Annotated in this window: 14 protein-coding genes; 9 read left to right on the forward strand and 5 right to left on the reverse strand. The window is 62.2% G+C overall.

The annotated features are described in order from the left end of the window. Positions 1-84: 84 nt before the first annotated feature. Positions 85-726 (forward strand): hypothetical protein, encoded by a 642-nt coding sequence (locus tag ACUY2Y_RS06775; protein ID WP_448325407.1) that lies wholly within the window; start codon positions 85-87, stop codon positions 724-726. 25 nt (positions 727-751) lie between these two features. On the opposite strand, the gene ACUY2Y_RS06780 is transcribed toward ACUY2Y_RS06775, so the two are convergent. Continuing rightward, positions 752-2,422, reverse strand: coding sequence for an ABC-F family ATP-binding cassette domain-containing protein (locus ACUY2Y_RS06780; protein ID WP_448325350.1), 1,671 nt, complete (start codon positions 2,420-2,422; stop codon positions 752-754). A gap of 6 nt (positions 2,423-2,428) precedes the next feature. Beyond that, the gene (locus ACUY2Y_RS06785; RefSeq protein WP_448325351.1) at positions 2,429-3,310 is read right to left on the reverse strand and encodes a hypothetical protein; all 882 of its coding nucleotides are present in this window, start codon (positions 3,308-3,310) and stop codon (positions 2,429-2,431) included. Positions 3,311-3,354: 44 nt separating this feature from the next. On the opposite strand from ACUY2Y_RS06785, the gene lspA reads away from it, so the two are divergent. From lspA to dnaE, 7 genes are all read left to right on the forward strand, one after another. After that, complete coding sequence (gene lspA, locus ACUY2Y_RS06790; RefSeq protein WP_296148179.1) at positions 3,355-3,894, forward strand: signal peptidase II; 540 nt, start codon at positions 3,355-3,357, stop codon at positions 3,892-3,894. Further along, positions 3,891-4,805 (forward strand): RluA family pseudouridine synthase, encoded by a 915-nt coding sequence (locus tag ACUY2Y_RS06795; RefSeq protein ID WP_259901880.1) that lies wholly within the window; start codon positions 3,891-3,893, stop codon positions 4,803-4,805. Before lspA ends, ACUY2Y_RS06795 begins: the two co-directional genes overlap by 4 nt. Next, positions 4,802-5,335 carry a hypothetical protein gene (locus ACUY2Y_RS06800; protein WP_448325352.1) on the forward strand — a complete coding sequence of 178 codons (534 nt, stop codon included), beginning with the start codon at positions 4,802-4,804 and terminating at the stop codon, positions 5,333-5,335. The genes ACUY2Y_RS06795 and ACUY2Y_RS06800 overlap by 4 nt, the downstream gene beginning before the upstream one ends. A gap of 77 nt (positions 5,336-5,412) precedes the next feature. Beyond that, positions 5,413-6,939 (forward strand): efflux RND transporter periplasmic adaptor subunit, encoded by a 1,527-nt coding sequence (locus ACUY2Y_RS06805; protein ID WP_448325353.1) that lies wholly within the window; start codon positions 5,413-5,415, stop codon positions 6,937-6,939. Between the two features lie 51 nt (positions 6,940-6,990). After that, positions 6,991-7,704, forward strand: coding sequence for an ABC transporter ATP-binding protein (locus ACUY2Y_RS06810; RefSeq protein WP_448325408.1), 714 nt, complete (start codon positions 6,991-6,993; stop codon positions 7,702-7,704). Between the two features lie 3 nt (positions 7,705-7,707). Continuing rightward, positions 7,708-9,000: an ABC transporter permease gene (locus ACUY2Y_RS06815; RefSeq protein WP_448325354.1), complete on the forward strand. Its 1,293-nt coding sequence runs from the start codon at positions 7,708-7,710 to the stop codon at positions 8,998-9,000. A gap of 9 nt (positions 9,001-9,009) precedes the next feature. Then, positions 9,010-12,576 (forward strand): DNA polymerase III subunit alpha, encoded by a 3,567-nt coding sequence (gene dnaE, locus ACUY2Y_RS06820; protein WP_448325355.1) that lies wholly within the window; start codon positions 9,010-9,012, stop codon positions 12,574-12,576. Positions 12,577-12,716: 140 nt separating this feature from the next. Here the strand turns inward: dnaE and ACUY2Y_RS06825 are convergent, their stop codons facing one another. After that, a complete protein-coding gene (locus ACUY2Y_RS06825) occupies positions 12,717-13,277 on the reverse strand; it encodes a hypothetical protein (protein ID WP_448325356.1) in 561 nt (186 codons plus the stop codon). Between the two features lie 122 nt (positions 13,278-13,399). Beyond that, a complete protein-coding gene (locus tag ACUY2Y_RS06830) occupies positions 13,400-14,668 on the reverse strand; it encodes an ATP-binding protein (RefSeq protein ID WP_448325357.1) in 1,269 nt (422 codons plus the stop codon). A gap of 199 nt (positions 14,669-14,867) precedes the next feature. Between ACUY2Y_RS06830 and ilvA the strand changes: the two genes are divergently transcribed. Continuing rightward, a complete protein-coding gene (gene ilvA / locus ACUY2Y_RS06835) occupies positions 14,868-16,151 on the forward strand; it encodes a threonine ammonia-lyase IlvA (RefSeq protein ID WP_448325358.1) in 1,284 nt (427 codons plus the stop codon). On the opposite strand, the gene treZ is transcribed toward ilvA, so the two are convergent. Next, positions 16,148-17,863 (reverse strand): malto-oligosyltrehalose trehalohydrolase, encoded by a 1,716-nt coding sequence (gene treZ, locus ACUY2Y_RS06840; protein WP_448325359.1) that lies wholly within the window; start codon positions 17,861-17,863, stop codon positions 16,148-16,150. The genes ilvA and treZ overlap by 4 nt on opposite strands. Positions 17,864-17,956 lie beyond the last annotated feature (93 nt).

Below are 17,956 nucleotides of genomic sequence, written 5' to 3' on the forward strand. Positions count from 1 at the left end.
GCGCGCCGATTAGTCCTTAACCAACCAGCGCCGGTAACGTTAGGCCAGTTAACGGAATTCAAGGAGAGATAAATGAACGCACCGATCACCGCACGGAAATTCGCCGCCATCGCGGCTGCGTTCGGCGCCGCAATGACCCTCGCGGCGTGCTCGAACGACGAGACCGGATCCGACTCGGACACTGCCACCGAGACCAACACGGCTTCGCAGCAGGCCGCCCCGGCTGCTGAGAAACCGACGGCTGAGCAGCTCAACGAGGTGCTCGCACGTGCCACCAACCCGGAACTGCCGATGGAAGAGCGCGTGAAGACGGTTCAGGGCGGCGAGAACGCCCGTGAGCTCTTCGACGTCATGACGCAGGCAAAGAAGGAGTCCGGCGCGGACTTCCAGGTCGTCGAACCGATCCTGCCGGGTTACACCCCGAACGAGGTCCTCGCCGCCGTGAACTTCACGCAGCCGGACCAGGGCCCGTCTGTGGCTGAGAACGTCTCCTTCATCTTCGAAGATGACACGTGGAAGCTGTCCCAGTCCTGGGCCTGCACCCTGATCACCAACACGGTGACTCCGGAGCAGGTCCCGGCAATGTGCAACGCCCAGGCAGGCCAGGATGCTCAGGCACCGGCGCAGGGCGGCCCGGGCGCACCGGAAGCACCGGCACAGGGCGGCGCTCAGGCCCCGGCACAGGGCGGCGCTCAGGCCCCGGCGGCCCCGGCCCCGGCGCTGTAAGACGAATAGGTCAAGACGACCTATTTCAGTTCTCTTCGCGCCACACTTCTTCCGTCCACAGCGTGGACAGGGTGAGAAGTGTGGCGCGTCCGTCTTTCTGGGCGATGCGCTGGCGCCAACGGCGACGGATCCAGCGGTCGTGGCTGGTGATGATCACGGTGCCGGGGAAATCCACCAGGGCGGCCTCGAGCTCCTCGGCCAAGGCGAGGGAGAGGTGGTTGGTGGGCTCGTCGAGAAGCAACAAATCCGGCGGAGAGCACAAGATCTTGCCCAAAGAGACGCGGCGGCGCTGGCCGAGCGAGAGGTCCTTCAGCGGCATCGCGGCCTGCGCCGATGTCATGAGACCCATGTCGATGATTCCGGGCACGATATCGGCACCGGTGACAGAGAGGTCCGTCCATGAATCGTCCTGTTCCAGGCGGGCGACGGTCATCTCCTCCGGCATGACGAGCTCGCCGGAATAGTCGGTGAGCTCGCCGTCCAGAATCTTCAGCAGGGTCGATTTGCCGGAGCCGTTCGGGCCCTCGACAAGGAGCTGTGCGCCGGGCTGGACTTTGAGGTTCAGCGGTGCGAGACGGTCAGGGACCGCGAGTTCGTTCGCGACGACGGCGGGAACGCCGAGGGAGGTCGCGGTGTGTTCCGGGATGCCGGTGAAACGCAGCGGCTTCGGGGGAGCAGGGATCTGGTACCGCTCCAATTCCTCGAGGCGGTTCTCGGCGGCGCGGCGACGGTTGCCCACGGTCTTGGCGGCGCGGTCGGCATAGAACTTCGCGGCTTTGCGGACCTCGGATTTCGATTCCTGTGAGTGGAAGATGTCCTCCGCCGACTGCTCAGCGGCTTTTTCCAGTCGCTCGCGTTCGTGTTCCTGCGCGGCATAGTCGGTGGCCCAGCGCTGACGGCGCTGCTCGCGGGCCTTCAAATAATCGCTGAAGGAACCGCTGAAACGCGCACCCTGGCGGGTTTCTTCGCCCATACCGCCCTCCGCACCGAGACCCGGGTCGAGGTCGACGAGTGCATCGCAGACCGCGTCGAGGAAATAACGGTCGTGGGAGGCGGCGAGCACGGGACCGGAAAAAGATTCGAGCTCGCCGACGAGGAAGTCCACGGCTTCATCGTCGAGGTGGTTAGTCGGCTCGTCGAGCACCATCGCGTCCACTGGGCGCAGCAGGAGAGTGGCCAGAGCGAAACGGCGGCGCTGCCCGCCGGACATCTCTCCCAGCGGAGTGGACAGATCCACATTGGCCAGTCCGAGACCTGCCAAGACGGCGGCGATGCGGGCATCGAGCTCCCATACGCCGGAATTCTCAGCCCTGGCCAGTGCGAGATCGAATTCATCGGCCAAGCGCGTGTTCTCGGGCTCTTCCGCCATCCGGCCGGAGAGATCCGCAATGGCGCGCTCCACGCCGCGGAGCTCGTCCACGGCGGCGTCGATAAGCATGCTCGCCGGTTCCGTGAACGGCAGCGAGGTCTCCTGGGCGATGAAGCCCGTGACTGGCGGGGTGACCAACGTTCCTGCGGTGGGGGTGAGGTCGCCGGAGATGACGCCGAGGAGCGTCGACTTGCCCGCGCCGTTTTCCCCGATGAGTCCTGTGACGGAGCCGGACGGCACAGCGAAGGAGATGTCCGTGAGCACGCGGTGCCCGTCCGGGTACGTGAACGAGATTCCGTCGAGTCCGATGTGGAGTGGGGCAGGCATGATGGCTTATTTTCCGTATCGTGTCGCGGTGGTGATGTCCTGGACCACCTTGAAGTCTGGGTTTTGGCCGGTATAAACCAGCCGTGTCGTCGCGGCATTCTGGCCGGCGACGGGGATCGGTTTTGTCAGGTCGACCGTGATCTCCGCTTGCGATGTCGTGCTCGTGCTTTCGGTTTCGAGCTGTACTGTATCGCGATCGTCTTCAATCCCATCGGGGTTAGGCCCGAAGTTAGAGGGGCCTTGTGACAGCTCCTCCGAAATATCAAGGTCGAGCGTGACCGTCGATCCCTCGATTTTCGTGACCGTGTAAGTGGTCGTGCGGTTCATCGAGGTCTGCCCAGTCGTTCGCGCCTCCGCCGTCCACGATGCGCCTTCGCCGACCTCCTCGCGGGGGAAGACCGGCATTGTCGACAGAAGCTGGAGCAAACCGCGCTCGAGGCGTTCGCGGTCCTCGTCGCTGCTTCCTTCTTCTGGGAGCAGCTTCACATCGGTGATCAGCCCCGTCGGGTCGGCGGACCAGCGCATGCTAAAACCTTCGGCGACAACGTCGGTGGTCTCCCCGGTGCTGGTGGCCTCCAGCTGCAATGACTGTGCATCAGTGGCGGCCGGCTCCGGTGCGTCGGGGTCGACCTTGTCCGTGGCCACGCGGCCCTGGTAGATGCCGTTTATGGTCTCGATCCCGGTGGTCTGCTCCGCGCCTTCGGTCGCGTACGCGAGCACCTTCTTATCGCCCTCGCCTGCGTTGACGAGCGTGACACGTCCCGGGTCGACATCGAATGCGGGGACCTCCGCGAACGGGTCGGCATCCTGCGACGAGCACGCGGAAAGCATCGCGGTAGCGCCTAGCGCGCCCGCGATCATGATTGCTTGCAGATACATAAAGCTCACACAATGAACCTACCGCACACATAACCGACTACAGTAAGGCGACGATGAGCACCTCTACTTCGCAGAAGCCCAACAGTGCCCGCGGAACCACTCGCCGCCGGACCGTGGCGATGGTCGCCGGCATCATGGTTGCCGTGGGGCTCGTGGACCAGGTGGTCAAACAGATCATGGTCACAACCCTGACCCCCGGTGAGCCCGTCGCGGTGATCGGGGACTGGTTCCGCTGGCTGCTGTTATTCAACTCCGGTGCCGCGTTTTCCATGGGGCAGGACCTCACCTGGCTGATCACCGCGATTCAGCTCGCCTTCGTCATCGGTGCGCTCGTGTTCGCGCACCGTCTCCACAACCGCTGGGAGGTACTCGGCATCGCGCTCATTGCCGGCGGTGCGCTGGGCAACCTCATCGACCGACTATTCCGCCCGCCGGGATTCTGGTTCGGTCACGTCGTGGACTACATTTCCGTCGGCGATTTCGCCGTGTTCAATCTCGCGGACACCGCCATCAACATCGGGGTTGCCGTGTTCATTCTCGCCCTGTTTTTCGCCAAGGATGAAGAGGACACGGCCGAAAAGGACGAGTCATGACCAGCGGTTACAGGTCGATCACGGTTCCGGAGGGGCTCGACGGCATGCGCGTCGACGCCGCCGTGGCCAAGGTCTTCGGCGTGTCACGCTCGGTTGCGGCGGATCTCGATGTGCTTATCGACGGCACCGTGGTCCCTAAATCCACCCGCCTCACCCCCGGGCAGACCCTCGAGGTGACCCTGCCGGAACCCAAGACCGTGCCCATGCCGAAGGACGAACCGGTAGAGGGGCTGGAGATTCTCTACGACGACGAGGATGTCATCGTCGTGGACAAGCCCGTCGGGGTGGCCGCGCACCCGACGCTCGGGTGGGACGGCCCGACCGTCGTCGGCGGCTTAGTGGCCATGGGCTTCCAGCTACCTGATGCCGGTCCGCCCGAGCGCAAAGGCATCGTCCAGCGCCTCGATGTGGGCACCTCCGGCGTGATGGTCGTGGCCAATTCGATCCCCGGCTATTCAGTGCTCAAGCGGGCCTTCAAAGAACGCACCGTGGAAAAGACGTATCACGCGGTGGTTCAAGGTCTGCCCGATCCGATCGTGGGCACCATCGACGCGCCGATCGGGCGCCATCCATCCTCGGGATGGAAATTCGCCGTGACGCAGGACGGCCGGCCGTCGGTGACGCACTACGAAGTGATCGAGGCGTTCCGTGAAGCGAGTCTGCTCGAGGTCCACCTGGAAACCGGCCGGACCCACCAGATCCGCGTGCACATGTCCTCGGTCGGCCACCCGTGCGTCGGAGACCCGATGTACGGCTCCGATCCGAACCTGACCAAACGGCTGGAACTCAAACGCCAGTGGCTGCACGCCACCGGGCTCGGTTTCACCCACCCAGGCACCGGCAAGTGGATGGACGTCACCTCGCCGTACCCGGAGGATCTCCAACGGGCCGTCGAAAAGCTGCGCGCATGAACCGGCGTGAATTCGCGGCGGGCGCAGCCTTAATCCTCGGTGCTGTTGCCGCCGGTGTGCTCGTGGCACTCATCTCCGCGCTGGGCACCCGCACGCGCTTCGAATCGGTCCCGCTTGGCGACACGTTGGGGCAGGACAACGGCGAGACTTTCGCAGAGTACGTCGAACGCGCAGACCACTCGCTGGCTGAGGCGCCGGATGACGAGCCGGTCTTCGCTCTTGTGACCTTCGCTGCTGATGCTTCCGCGGAGCAGGCGTCTGCGGTGCTCGAACCCGTGGGAAGAGTCGACGCCGTGATTCCGCCCAATGCTCCGCTTACACCCGTCGGCGAGCCGAAGGAAGGGCGGGACAGAACTGAAATCTTCCGAATCGCCACAGACGGGGAACTGGCCGGTGTGGTTGTCCGCGATACCGGAGACGTGCTGCGCGGCATCGCCGATGACGGAAAGGTCGTCGCAGTAGAGGCCCTTCCGCCCGATGCCGTGTGGGGTGCTTTCGGGGTACGTTCAGTGAATTTTCAGGCTCGTTAAGCGCCTATCGGTGAGGCCTTCCGAACGTGTAAGGTCATTGAAGGTTAATTTTCGATCCTTAAACGAGGAGATGAGACGTGTCAGCTATCCGTAAAACCGGGGCATCGCTCGCTATCGCTTCGACCCTGTTCTTCGCAACTGCGTGCGGTCTGGGCGGAGGCGGCGGCGACAAGGAAGATGGAGCCTCCCTCGGCGCTGGCGAATACGATGTCGTGGCCAAGGAAGAAGTGGTCAACAGCATCATCGTCGACGGTTCGATCGCCCCGATTCGTCAGGCTGGCATCTCCACCACGCTGCAGGTTCCGGTGGAGAAGATCCACGTCGGCGTCGGCGACAAGGTGAAGCAGGGGCAGCTCCTGGTCACCATGGACACCTCCTCGATCGAGCGCGAAATCGACGCCCAGCGTCAGGCGAACGAGCAGCTGACGAGCCAGGGCCAGGCCGGCGGGGAACCCGTCGAGATGACCGCCGCGTCGAACAACGTGAAGCGGATGGTCGATGACGCGCGCAAGACGATCGACGACTGCATCAAGCAGGTTCTGCCCGGCCCCGCCCCGGCACCCCAGCCGGCACCTGCTCCGGAAGAGAAGGGCCCGTCCCGCGAGCAGATCGAAAAGGCGTTGAGCGAAGCCCACGAGCAAGGCCGCGCCCAGGGCGCACAGGAAGCGCAGGACGCACTGCAGCAGCAGGCACAGATGGGTGGCGGCGGCGCAATGCCGGGCCAGGGCGGCATGTCTGAAGAGGAAGCCATGGCCCAGCAGCAGGCGCTCGCACAGCAGGAAGCGATGGCGCAGGGCGGTGGCATGCCGGGCGGCGGTGGCGCTGATACCAGCATGCTCGAGCACCAGGTTCAGGAGCGTGAAGTCACTTCGCCGATCAACGGTGTCGTGACCAAGATCGAGGCTGAGGAAGGCTCTCCGGCCGCCGGCGCTCTCATGACCATTGCCGATACCTCCCGCTACCTGATCAAGACCACTGTGCGCGAGTCCGACATCGCAAATGTGAAGGAAGGCAACCGCGTCACCTTCACCACCCCTGTCACGGGCGACCGCGAATTCGAAGGCAAGGTGCGCCGCGTCGCACCGATGGCCGACGGCGGCGAAGACGGTGGTGCTGCGGCAGCCGCACGCGCCATGCAGGGCGGCCCTGGCAGCGGTGGTGGCCAGAACAGCAAGAAGGACACCGGCATCAGCTTCCCGGTCGAGATCGAGGTCACCGGTGACACCAAGGGTCTCCGCCTGGGTGGTTCCGCCCGCGTAGAGATCATCACCGAGGAAGACCGCGACCACCTGAGCATCCCGCGCGATGCTGTCTACGACGAGAACAAGGTGCTCGTGCTCAACCGCGCCAACAAGGATGCGACCGAGGGCACGATCGAAGAACGCACCGTGAAAACGGGCGTGAAGAACGACACCGACATCGCGGTCACCAGCGGTGATCTCAAAGAAGGCGATATCGTCATCGCGTGGCCGGATGATTTCCGTGGCCGCGTGGGCGAGACCCTCAGCATCAACGACGAGAATTTCGGCCGCGGATCGTCCGGCAATGGTGAGAAGGACGACAAGGCTGATCAGGACGAGCAGTCCGACAAATCGGACAAGTAGGGGGAGAGTAGCCCTGTGAGCACTGCCATCAACGGCGGCGAACAGCCGGCCATGGTCAAAATCGACCCCGACAAGCTGATCTTCATGCGCGGGATCGTCAAGACCTACAACCAAGGCAAAGACACCGAGCTGACCGTATTGCACGGCATCGACTTCGACACCGACCACGGAGAATTCGTGTCCATCGTCGGTCCGTCCGGTTGCGGCAAGTCCACATTGATGAACTTGATCGGCATGCTGGATAAGCCGACGCACGGCGGGTACGCGTTCAACGGTGAGGACATTTTCCAGAAAGTGGATAATGAGCTCGCCGCGTACCGCTCGGAAAATATCGGTTTCATTTTCCAGAACTTCAACCTCGTCGGCCGCATCAACGCGCTGCAGAACGTCGCTATGCCGATGATGTACGCGGGTGTGGGCAAGCGGGAGCGCGAGGAGCGCGCTGCGGAATTGCTCGAACTCGTGGGCATGGGCGATCGCATCAAGCACGCACCCAACGAGCTGTCCGGTGGCCAGAAGCAGCGCGTGGCTATCGCGCGCAGCCTCGCCAACGACCCGGATTTGCTGCTTGCCGACGAACCGACCGGCGCCCTCGACTCCGAAACCGGGCGCATGGTGATGGATCTGTTCCACCAGCTCAACCAGGAATACGGCAAGGCGATCGTCTTCATCACCCACAACCCGGAGCTGGCGGAAGAAACCAGCCGGATCGTCGAAATGAAGGACGGCCGCGTCGTGGACGTGCGTTCGGGAGGAGCGGTCTAAACCATGGAATTCCGTGAATCAGTCAACCTCGCGCTCGGCAGTCTGCGGACGAACAAGATGCGTTCGATCCTCACCCTGCTGGGCATCATCATCGGCATCATGGCCGTGGTGATCATTATGACGCTCGGCCGCGGCTTGCAAAACAGTGTGACCAGCGGCCTCGAGGACATCGGCGCATCGCAGCAAGCGGTGTTCATCACCGAGAAGCCCGAGGAATCCGAGGACGGCGCCGAGGACGCGGGCGGCTTCAGCCCGCCTGTCGGCGACGAAGCGGACAAAGTCACGCTCGAGCAGCTGGACGAACTCAAGGACCACTTCGGCGACCGCATCGTTGGCGTGGACATTCAGGACAGCTTCGGCGGCGATGCCAAATTCGAGGGTGAGGATGCCTCGGTCCAGGTGCACCCAGTTCTCGGCGAGTCCATGGAAGTGCGCAACGTCGAGATCGCCTACGGGCGCGCAATCGAGCAGCAGGACATCGACAGCCAGCGCCCGGTCGCGGTCGTTTCGCAGGAGCTTGTCGACGCCTTCTTTGGCGGCGACGGTGCCGCCGCCCTCGGAAAGCGCATCGATCTGAGCGTGGAATCGACCGGTGTCTACACCATTGTTGGTGTCGCCGAGGCGGAGAAGCAAGACGCCAGCAACTTCGGCCAGGATTCCGCTGCTGGCCAAGCCTTTGTGCCACTGAGCTCCGTCGACCGTATCGCGGAGCCGATCACGAGCACTGATTTGTTCAACGTGCAGGCCAAAGGTGACGAAGATCCGGCGGAGTTCCGCGACGAACTCCAGAAGTACGTTGACCGGTGGTACTCCAAGAGCGAGACGGCTCAGGCCGAAGTCATCGACATGCAAGCGGAGCTCGCGTCCTTCACCAAGATCTTCGGCGCCATCAGTGCTGTGATCGCCTCCATTGCCGGTATCTCCCTGCTCGTCGGTGGCATCGGTGTCATGAACGTCATGCTCATCACCGTCACCGAGCGCACCCGCGAAATCGGTGTGCGTAAGGCGCTCGGCGCGACCCGCCGTGACATTCGCACCCAGTTCATCGTCGAGGCAGTCATGGTCTGTCTCCTCGGCGGCATCATCGGCATCGTTTTGGGTGGTCTCATTGGCTCGGTCGCCAGCGGCTTTATCGGCATGTTTGGCGGTGGCGAATACGGACCAATGGCGTGGCCTCCGATCAGCGCTGTCCTTGCCTCGTTGATCTTCTCCATGGCGATCGGCGTTTTCTTCGGCGCGTACCCGGCGAACAGGGCCGCCAAGATGCAGCCGATCGACGCTTTGCGCTACGAGTAAACTACCGGCATGGCCAAAAACTCCTCGTTCGTCCACCTGCACAACCACACCGAGTTTTCCATGCTCGACGGTATGGCCAAGGTGGATCTCTTGGCCGAGGAAGTCGTCCGCCAGGGCATGCCCGCCGTGGGCATGACGGACCACGGCAATATGTTCGGCTCGAACGCGTTCTACCGCCGGATGGTGGAAGCCGGCGTGAAGCCGATCATCGGCATCGAGGCGTATATGGCCCCGGAATCCCGCTTCAACAAAAAGCGTGTGCTGTGGGGCACTCCCGACCAGAAGGGCGACGACGTCTCGGCCTCCGGCGCTTACCTGCACCAGACGATGCTGGCGGAGAATGCCACGGGCCTGCACAACCTGTTCAAGCTGTCCTCCTTGGCGTCTTACGAGGGGCAGCTGGGCAAGTGGCCACGCATGGACGCAGAGCTTGTCGCCGAGCATGCCGACGGAATCATCGCCACCACCGGCTGCCCGTCCGGTGATGTCCAGACGCGCCTGCGTCTCGGCCAGTACGACCAAGCACTCGAGGCCGCCGCGATGTGGCAAGACATCTACGGTAAGGACAATTATTTCCTCGAGCTGATGGACCACGGCCTGCACATCGAGCGCCGGGTCCGCGACGATTTGTTGCGCATCGGCCAGGCGCTCGACCTGCCGCCGCTGGTCACCAACGATTGCCACTACGTGCTCGAATCACAGGCACCAGCCCATGAGGCAATGCTGTGCGTCCAGACGGGCAAGACGCTGCTCGATCCGGACCGCTTCAAATTCGACGCCACCGACTTCTACATCAAGTCCGCTGAGCAGATGCGCGCCACGTGGGACGATATGGTGCCGGACGGCTGCGATAACACTCTCTGGATTGCTGAGCGCGTCGGTGATTACAGCGAGCTGTGGGAAGAACACCCGCACGACCGCATGCCGATCGCGACAGTGCCGGAAGGGGAGACCCCGACGACGTGGCTGCGCAAGGAGGTCCACCGTGGCCTGGAGGAGCGCTTCGAGGGCAAGGAAGTCCCGGAGGAGTACTTGAAGCGCGCCGATTACGAGATCGGTGTCATCGACATGAAGGGCTACCCGTCCTACTTCCTCATCGTCGCTGAACTGATCAAGCACGCCCGCTCTGTGGGCATCCGTGTCGGACCGGGCCGTGGTTCCGCTGCGGGCGCACTGGTCGCATATGCCTTGACGATCACGAATATCGACCCGATCGAGCACGGTCTGCTCTTCGAGAGGTTCCTGAACCCGGAACGTCCCTCCGCACCGGATATCGATATCGACTTTGACGACCGCCGTCGCGGCGAGATGCTCACCTACGCCGCCGAGAACTGGGGCGAGGACAAGATCGCCCAGGTGATCACCTTCGGCACAGTGAAGACCAAACAGGCCATCAAGGACGCCGCCAAGGTCAATTTCGGCCAGCCGGGATTCCAGATGGCCGACCGCATCAACGCCGCACTGCCGCCCGCGATCATGGCAAAGGACATTCCGCTCGCCGGCATCACCGACCCGGAGCACGAGCGCTACTCGGAGGCCGCCGAGGTCCGCTCCATGGTCGAGACCGACCCGGATGTGGCGAAGATCTACGAGACTGCCCGCGGCCTCGAAGGCGTCGTGCGCCAGGCGGGCGTTCACGCTTGTGCAGTGATCATGGCGTCGGTTCCGCTCATGGACCACATTCCGATGTGGAAGCGCCCCGCTGACGGTGCCTTGATCACTGGCTGGGATTACCCGGCGTGCGAGGCCATCGGCCTGCTGAAGATGGACTTCCTCGGTCTGCGCAACCTGACCGTCATCGGCGACGCGATCGAGAATATCCAGAAAAACAGGGGCGAGACCCTCGACCTTGAAGGCTTGGACACCGATGACCCGAGTGTCTACAAGCTTTTGTCTCGCGGCGACACCCTGGGGGTGTTCCAGCTTGACTCTGGCGGCATGCAGGAGCTGCTCAAGCGCATGAAGCCGACGGGCTTCAACGATATTGTCGCCTCGCTCGCGCTTTACCGACCGGGACCGATGGGCGTGAACGCGCACTGGGACTACGCAGACCGCAAGAACGGCCGCAAACCGATCACGCCGATCCACCCGGAGTTGGAGGAGCCGCTGCGCGAGATCCTCGACGAGACGTACGGTCTCATCGTCTACCAGGAGCAGATCATGAGGATCTCCCAGAAGGTAGCCAATTACACGGCTGGTGAGGCAGACGGCTTCCGTAAGGCCATGGGTAAAAAGAAGCCGGAAGTGCTTGCCCAGCAGTACGAGAAATTCTCGCAGGGCATGTTCGACAACGGTTACACCAAGTCCGCGGTCGACGCGCTGTGGGGCACGATCGAGCCATTCGCGTCCTACGCGTTCAACAAATCTCACGCCGCTGGCTACGCGTTGGTCTCGTACTGGACGGCGTACCTGAAGGCTAATTACGCCTCCGAGTACATGGCGGCACTGCTGACCTCTGTCGGCGACAAAAAAGACAAGTCCGCGATCTACCTCGCTGACTGTCGCCACCTGGGTATTTCTGTTCTGCCGCCGGATATCAACGAGTCCGAGGAGAACTTCCTCGCTGTGGACAAAGACATCCGCTACGGGCTCGCCGCGATCCGCAATGTCGGCGTGGAAGTGGTGGAGTCCATCATGGAGACACGCCGCACCAAAGGCGCGTTCACGAGTTTCTCCGACTACCTGGACAAGATCGACCTGCTGCCGTGCAATAAGCGCATCACGGAATCGCTGATCAAGGGCGGCGCATTCGACTCGCTCGGCCATCCGCGCAAGGGGCTGCTGCTCGTCTCTGACGGTGCGGTCGATTCAGTTCTGACGACGAAGAAGGCAGCTGATAAGGGTCAGTTCGATCTGTTCTCGTCCTTCGGCGGCGACGACGGCGACGACAGCGCCGCAAACGCATTCAGCATTGATGTGCCGGAAGAAGAATGGGAGAAGAAGCACAAGCTCGCGCTCGAACGGGAAATGCTCGGCCTTTATGTCTCGGGCCACCCGCTCGACGGGTTCGAGGAAGCACTCGAAGCGCAGACGGACACTCCGATGCCGAAGATTCTCGGCGGGGAGATGCGCCACGGCGACCAAGTGACCATCGGCGGCATCATCTCCGGTGTTGACCGGCGCTATTCCAAGAAGGACGGCTCACCGTGGGCGATCGTCACGCTTGAGGACCACAACGGTGCCCAGGTGGAGGTTCTGCTGTTCAACAAGGTCTACGCCCTTGTCGCGCCGCAGATCGTCGAGGACAACATCATCTTGGTCAAGGCGCACGTCTCCATCCGTGATGAGCGCATGAGTTTGTTCGGCGACGACGTGAAGGTCCCCGAGCTCGGACCCGGCAACGGTGCTGGTCTGCCGCTGCGCCTGACATTGCGCACCGACCAGTGCACGATGGATAACATCCGGAAGCTCAAGCAAGTGCTGGTAAATAACCCGGGTGATTCCGATGTGTACTTGAACCTCGTCAACGGGGACCACTCCCAGCTGATGGTTCTCGGTGACCACTTGCGGGTGGAGCGCTCCGGCAGCCTCATGGGCGATCTCAAGGCAGCCATGGGCGCCGGCGTGCTGGGGTAGGTCAGCAGAGGCGACGTCGATAAGCGCGCTTATCGACGCGCAAGCGAAAGACTCCTCGCCCCCACGGATTCATTCCGAGGGGAACGAGGAGTCTTTAACAATTGAGGCGGCCCTTCATCATCTAAGGGGCCGTGCCGTACTTAGCGGAGGCTCCTCAAGAAGTTGTCGAACTGAGCCTTCGCTGTAGGGGAGACAGAGATGATCAGCGCGGCCACCTGGGAGCCCACCGTGATCACACCGGAGATCAGGGCCACGATCGTGGAGATGCTCTTGAACTGGTTGCTCTGGGTGTAGTTCGAGATGCGGTTCAGGCCGGACGAGCCGAAGGGACCTTCCTTACCGGCTTCGGAGCTGGCACCGCCGTTGTCCCACTTGCCCTTGGTCGGGTCGAGGGCGTTCGGGTTCTCCTCCTCTTCTTCGTCTTCGTCCTTATCCTTCCCAGGCTTATTCGGTGCCGGCTTGGTTTTACCGTTGTCGTCGTCTCCGTCCTTATCCTTCGGAGGTGCCGGCTTGGTTTTACCTTTGTCGTCGCCAGTCTCGGAGGTGGTGTCATCGTTGCCGGAGGTGGTGTCACCATCGTTGTTGGTGCCGGTGTCGGTCGATGCGTTGGACACGTCGGTGGTCTCGGCGACGGCCGGTGCGACGCTGAAAGCCATTGCGGCGGAAAGTGTTGCGGCGATGAATGCGGTGCGCTTCTTCACGAAGGACTCCTTCTGCACTGAATACGTTCGGGTAAAGCTAATAGGAACCTCGAAAGAGCTTACGCCCCGCATTAACTAATGCCAAGGGTTTTCGCGGGCTGCTCTGCTTGGCCCAGCCTTTGTCAAGGCCGGAGCTGGTGCAGAGGAAAGGTGATGACTCCGTCGTCCAATTCCGCAGTGATGCCTGTGCCAGTGATCACGGCGGTGAATGAGGGTGCACGTCCTTCGTGATTGATGGCTTCGACGGCTTTCTTGAGGGATTTAGCGCCACGCTCAACTCCGCCGAAACCAGTCTTGACCTCGATAGCTCCCCATCGGCCATCGGGGAGTGTCAGCACTGCATCGATCTCATTCCCGTTCGAGTCGCGGTAGTGGTGGATAGCTCCACCCAACGATTCGATCATGACCGCAAGGTCGTGAATCACGGCAGATTCGAAGAGCAGACCAGTGGTCTCGGGGTCTTGTTCCAGTGAAGCGGAGGTGGCGCCCAGAGCTGCGATGGCGAGTCCAGCATCTGCGAGGTGGTATTTCGGGGACACCCGCAGACGTGCCTTGGAACGGAGCTGCGGTGTCCAAGCGGCGACTGCTTCGACGACAAAAATGCGCTGCAAGCTGTCCAAGAGCTTGTTCACCGTTGGCAGCGAGATGCCCGGGCTTACCGCATCTAGGTCTTTCCGTAACGTGGCCACGGAGACTTCGCCTGCAGTTGACCGCGCGATCGCAGCAATGAGTCGTTCGGTCGCTAAGGGCGAGATGCGGAGATCCACCACCCGCTGCATGTCGGCTCGGGCTGCCTCCGTCAGGTAACCACGCAATTGAGTGAGCACGACTTGCTCGTTCGTGTCCTGATAGCCGGGAAAACCTGGCCGGAGCAGATCGCGGATGACCTGTTGGTAGGAGATTTGTTTTGCATCTGGAAGTGGGGACTCGCCGTTGAACAACGATTCGAGAGAAACCGCCGGCTCATAGTCTGCCTTCTCAAAAAGTGTCAGAGTGCGCTGCCGCATGCGCAGGAACCGTGCGGCGCCTGTGTGGCGAGTGAGATCATCTGCCGGCACAGCCGAGCCTGCCAAGATGAACTGTCCCGGCTCCCCGGCCTGGTCGATGGCGCGACGGGCGAGATTGAACAGATCCGGTGCAGTCTGCCATTCGTCCAGCAGCCGGGGTCGCGGGCCCGCGAGCACGGACTCAGGTACGAGTCGCGCTACTTGGTTGGTGGCGGGATCGTCAACAAATGCGAAGGACTCGCAGTGGTACAACCCGGTCATCGTCTTGCCGCATCCGCGCGGACCTTCGATGATGACGGCGCCGCTGGCCTGCAGCAAAAATTCGACTCGAGTGTCGACGATCCGTGGACGGTAGCGGCGGCCTGCTAGCTGTTTAGTATCCACACCAATCCCTCCTAATTTATGTTTTGCAGCAAGTGTAGTTTATGTTTTGCAGTAACCATAGTTTAAGTTTTGCAGATTCTGGGGCGGGGGACCTGCTGGAAACGCGGCGGTCTTCGGTCATGGAGCACGCTCGCGGCGTCCGGAAATTTTCGGTTCACATGCGCTTGAGGGGCCATGTGTGAGTCTATGATTGCTCGGTATGACACATTCGCCTGATTTTTCACCCGTCCATGCAGCAGACATCCAAGGGGCACAGGCGAGCATTTCGAGCATTATTGCGCCGACTCCGTTGCAGTATTGCCCGCGTTTATCGCAGGCCTACGGGGTGGAGGTGTATTTCAAGCGCGAGGACCTGCAGGATGTGCGGTCGTACAAGATCCGCGGCGCGTACTACAACATCAGCAACCTCACCGAAGAAGAAAAAGCGGCAGGTGTCGTCGCGGCGTCGGCAGGCAACCATGCGCAGGGTGTCGCGTACGCGTGCCGCTCGATGGGCATCGACGGAAAGATCTTCGTGCCGAAGCGCACGCCCAAGCAGAAGCGCGACCGCATCAAGGTGCATGGCGGGGACAATGTGGAGCTTGTTCTCGTCGGCGACACCTTCGACGAAGCGGCAGAAGCAGCGCGCAAGGACGCACAATCACGCGGTGCCACCATCGTCGAGCCCTTCAATGCGCGCAATACCGTGATCGGCCAGGGCACCGTGGGCGCTGAGGTGGTCTCCCAGCTGTCGGGTCTGGGCAAGTCGCTCGACTCCATCGTTGTCCCAGTTGGTGGCGGCGGACTGCTCGCTGGCATCACTTCCTATTTGGCAGACATGTCACCGCGCACCGCGGTCGTCGGCGTGGAACCGGCAGGCGGCCGATCGCTGCAAGCGGCGCTCGATGCCGGCGAGCCAGTGACGCTGGAGACTATTGACCCGTTCGTCGACGGTGCCGCGGTCAAGCGCATCGGCGACGTGAACTTCAAGATCATCGAGGAAAACCTCGGGCGCTTGCACGTTGTGGCAGCCGATGAAGGGGCGGTGTGCACGAGCATGCTCGCCCTGTACCAGAACGAGGGCATCATCGCGGAGCCCGCGGGCGCCCTGTCAGTGGCGGCGTTGGCCGATGTGAACCTGACACCTGGCAGCACCGTTGTGTGCGTCATTTCCGGCGGCAATAACGATGTCTTGCGCTACGCCGAGATCATGGAACGGTCCCTGGTGCACCGGGGACTGAAGCACTACTTCTTGGTCAACTTCGCGCAGGAGCCGGGCCAGCTGCGTCGCTTCCTCAACGACGTACTCGGCCCCGACGACGACATCGCGTTGTTCGAGTATCTGAAGAAGAACAACCGCGAGACCGGCGCGGCACTCGTCGGCATCGAGCTCGCCCGCGCATCCGATCTCGACCCGCTGCTCGAGCGAATGGAGGAGGCCGCATTCGACTGCCGCCGGCTTTTCCCGGGCACCCCCGAATACGATTTCATTGTCACTGGCTAGCGCCTGATGATGGCGAATCCCCAGGGCTCCAGCTGAGTCTCGTCGGCGGTGACAGTGGGAGAGCCGAATGAGTAGATGAGCTCCCCGCCCGCAGGGACGGTGACTGGCTGGTCAGTGAAATTCGCCGCGAGGAAGACATCGTCGTAGCCCATGGTCAGCCAGGAATCGGAATGATCGACTTCAAGCTCGCGCAGATCCTCGCGGGCGAGGTTCAATTCGCGGCGCAGGGTGATCAGTGTCTTGTACGCCTCGTGCATTGCGGAGGCATCGTCGTTGGCATTCCAGTTCAGCTTCGCTGATGCAAAAGTAGCTGGATCAGCCGGATCAGGGACCTCGTCGAAGTCCCAGCCGTAGCGCACGAATTCGTGGGCGCGTCCCTGACGGGTCAGCTGCATCAGCTTCTCGTCAGTGTGGGAGACGAAGAAGGGAAACGGTGTCTGCGCGAAGGATTCCTCGCCCATGAAGATCATCGGCGTGAACGGGCTGAAGAAGATCACGGCGGCTTTCAGCGCGTGCTGGGCCAACGTGAGATTTTGCGACGGGCGGTCGCCCTGCGCGCGGTTGCCCACTTGGTCGTGCGTCGTGGTGTAGGTGATCAGCTTCCACGGCGGGATCGTCGACAGATCCAGTGCACGACCGTGGGTGCGGCCGCGGAAACTGGAGTAGTGGTTACGGAAGCGGAAGCCGTGGCGTAGCGTGTCCGCGAGAATCTCAATCGTGCCGAAGTCTTCGTAATATGCGTTATTTTCGCCGGTGACGACGGTGTGGAGGGCATGGTGGACGTCGTCAAGCCACTGCGCGTCCAGGCCGTAGCCACCGACGGAATAATCGGAGATGATCCGCGGATCATTGAGGTCGCTTTCGGCGATGATGATCGGATTCGGCCCGAATTCCGCCTCCACCTCGTCGGCGAGCATGTTGATCTGCTCCATGATCGAGTACGCGTTGCGGTCATCGTAGGAGTGCACCGCGTCGAGACGCAGCCCGTCGATGTGGAATTCGGTGAGCCAGCGGCGGACAGCGTCCAGCACATACGCCCGGACCTCGTCCGAATCAGCGCCGGAGAAATTGACCACGTCACCCCACCCCGTGGAACCCGACGTAGTGTACGGCCCGAATTGGCCGTTGTAATTGCCGTCGGGCCCGAAGTGGTTGAACACCACATCCAGGTACACGCCCACGCCGCGACGGTGCGCGGCATTGACCAGACGTTTAAGCCCGTCCGGCCCGCCGTAGCTCTCCTGCACCGCGAACCAGTCCACACCGTCGTAGCCCCAGTTGCGCTCGCCGCCGAAGGGCTGGACGGGCATCAGCTCGATCGTGGTCACGCCCAGGTCCACAAGATAATCAAGCTTATCGACGACCCCGTCGAACGTTCCCTCCTTACTGAACGTTCCCACGTGGAGCTCGTAGATCACTTGCCCCTTGAGCTCGTAGTTGGTCCAGTGCTGGTCGGACCACTCGAATTCGGGATCCGTCACCGCAGACAGGCCGTGCACTCCGTCAGGCTGGCGGGTCGAGCGCGGGTCTGGGAGGGGAGAGGTCCACGACGCGCCGTCGAAAAGCGAAAAGCCGTAGCGCTGACCTGGAACCTTCTCGATATCGCTCAACCACCAACCCGTGCGCGCGTCGTCGCGGCGCATCGGGTGCTCGACGCCGTCGACCACCACTTTCACATCGTGCGCGTACGGGGCCCACACATCGAACTTCATATGTTCAACCCTAAGTAAAATGATCTACCGATGGCGACAACATATTCATTGTCTGTCGCGGGTGAGCTGACGGTGAGCGAGATCGAGATCAAA

It is taken from the genome of Corynebacterium sp. 20-84 (assembly GCF_053479455.1).